We start from the raw sequence: 2,224 nt of genomic DNA on the forward strand, positions 1-2,224 counted from the left end.
AATCCCCGATGCTCGACCATGACGCCCTTGGGCGTTCCGGTGGATCCTGAGGTGTAGATCACATAGGCGAGATGGCGCGAGGTCAGACCGAGGGCGCGCGGGTCCGGGTTCGCGGCCGGCAGCTGCGCCCACGCCGGGGTCGCCGTCTCCAGATCGACCACCGTCAGATCGAGTAGCGCATCGCTGCCGAGTGCGGCGCGGCCGGCCACATCGGCCAGCAACAGGTGTGGGGCCGCATCGTTGAGCACCTGGTGCAGCCGCGCGCTCGGATAGGCCGGATCCAGCGGCAGATACGCCCCGCCCGCCTTGAGGATCGCCAGCAGCCCGACCACCATCGCGATGCTGCGCTGAAGGCAGATCGCCACCGGCTGGTCCGGCCTGACCCCGAGCGCGATCAGGTGGTGCGCCAGCCGGTTCGCCCGCGCATTGAGCTCGCCATAGCTTACGCGTTCCTCCGCATCGACCACCGCCACCGCATCCGGCGCTTGGCGCACCTGCGCCTCGAACAGCTCATGGATGCACTGCTGCTCGGGATACGGCGCCGCCGTCCGGTTCAGCTCCTCCAGCAGATACGCGCGCTCAGCGGACGGCAGGATATCCAGCTCGCGCACCGGCGTGTTCGGCGCCTGCTCCAGCGCGTCGGCCAGTTGCTCGAGCGCGCGCTGCATGTAGCCGCAGACCCGATCCGCGGAGACGGGCTCCGCCACCTGCGCCGTCAGACCGAGCGCCTCGCCAAAATCATCCACCGACAGGGTCAGCGGATAGTTGGTGCGTTCCTCCCCGCCCAGCCATTCCACGCCGCCCAGCCCAGCATCCGGTCCGCAAGCGAGCGCCGGCGCGGTGTGGCGGTAGTTCAACAGCGCGCTGAACAGCGGCGCCGGCGCCGCAACGCCGCTGCAGCGTTGCGCCAACGCCAGCGAGGCATGCTCATGCGCCAGCAGCTCGGCCAGCCGGGCGTGCGTGGTCCGCACGCTCGCCTCGACCCCGGTGCCGTCCAGATCAAGCCGCAGCGGCAGCGTGTTGATGAACAGGCCCATGGTGCGGTCGGCACCCGCGCCGCCATGCATGCGGCCAAACAGCACCGTGCCGAACACCACCTGCTCGCGGCCGCTGCTGCGCGCCACCACCTGTCCCCACGCCAGATGGCACAGGCTGGCCAGGCTCACCCCAAGCCGCCGCGCCTGGCTGCGCAATCGCGCGTTGAGCGCCTGCGGCAGCCTCCGATGCGCCTCATGAACCCCGCAGCCGTCGCCGTGGACCTCGCTTAAGCCAAACGGCGTGGTCGGCGCATCGATGTCCCCCAGCAGTCCCCGGAAGAACTCTTCATGCGCTTTGGTACCAACGCCCAGGCGCGCCTGCGCCACCAGGTTGCGGAACGGCTGCGGGGCGGCCAGCTCATGGTCGCGCCCGCCGAGTACGGCCTTAACCTCGGCATGCATCACCTCCAGCGTCGTGTGATCCCCGATCAGATGATGCTGCAGCTGCAAGAGCAGCCAGCGCGCGCTGCCGGGCTCGCGCGCGATCACAAACCGCAACAGCGGGGCCCGGCCAAGATCGATGCGGTGCTGGCGCGGATCAAACCTCAGCCTGAGCTGCGCGTGGCCAGCACCGCCGGAGCCATCCAGCTCGACCTCGGTCACATTGAGTGGCGCGTTCCGCCACACCACCTGGGCCGCGCGCGACAGGCCCTCCCAGACAAACGACGTCCTTAAGATGTCGTGCCGGTCCACCACCCGCTGAACCGCGGCAAGATAGCGGTCCAACACGCCACGGTCGGCAAACGCCATCTGCGACACCAGCAGGTACGGATCGCCTTGGCGGGCCAACAGATGATGGAACAGGATGCCGTCCTGCAGCGGCGACAAGGCATAAATATCCTGGATGTTGCCGACGCCGCCGGGCACCGTGGCGAGGAGCCGGTCGATCTCTCCCTGCGTCAGCTCGATCAGCGGCAGCATCTGCGGCGTGATCGAGCGGCTCTCTGCCGTGATCAGGTTGGCCGGCACCGCCACGTCGTGATGACTGCGCAGGCTCGCGGCCAGATCCGCCAGCACCGGCCTGGCGAACAAAGTCCGCACCTCCACCCCCAGCGACAGCCGCCGCAGACGCTCGATCAGCTGCACCGCCAAGAGCGAGTGGCCGCCCAGTTCGAAGAAGTGGTCGTTCCGTCCGACCCGCTCAACACCCAGAAGCTCGGCCCAGATCGTCGCCAGCGCCGTCTCGA

1 protein-coding gene is annotated in these 2,224 nt (G+C 68.9%); it reads right to left on the reverse strand.

Translation table 11 applies throughout. The features are described from left to right. The coding region (locus CQ13_RS10855) for an AMP-binding protein (RefSeq protein WP_156433616.1) at nucleotides 1-2,224 on the reverse strand (2,224 nt) is incomplete at both ends.

This window comes from Bradyrhizobium retamae, assembly GCF_001440415.1.
In the GTDB taxonomy this organism is placed as follows: Bacteria; Pseudomonadota; Alphaproteobacteria; order Rhizobiales; family Xanthobacteraceae; genus Bradyrhizobium; species Bradyrhizobium retamae.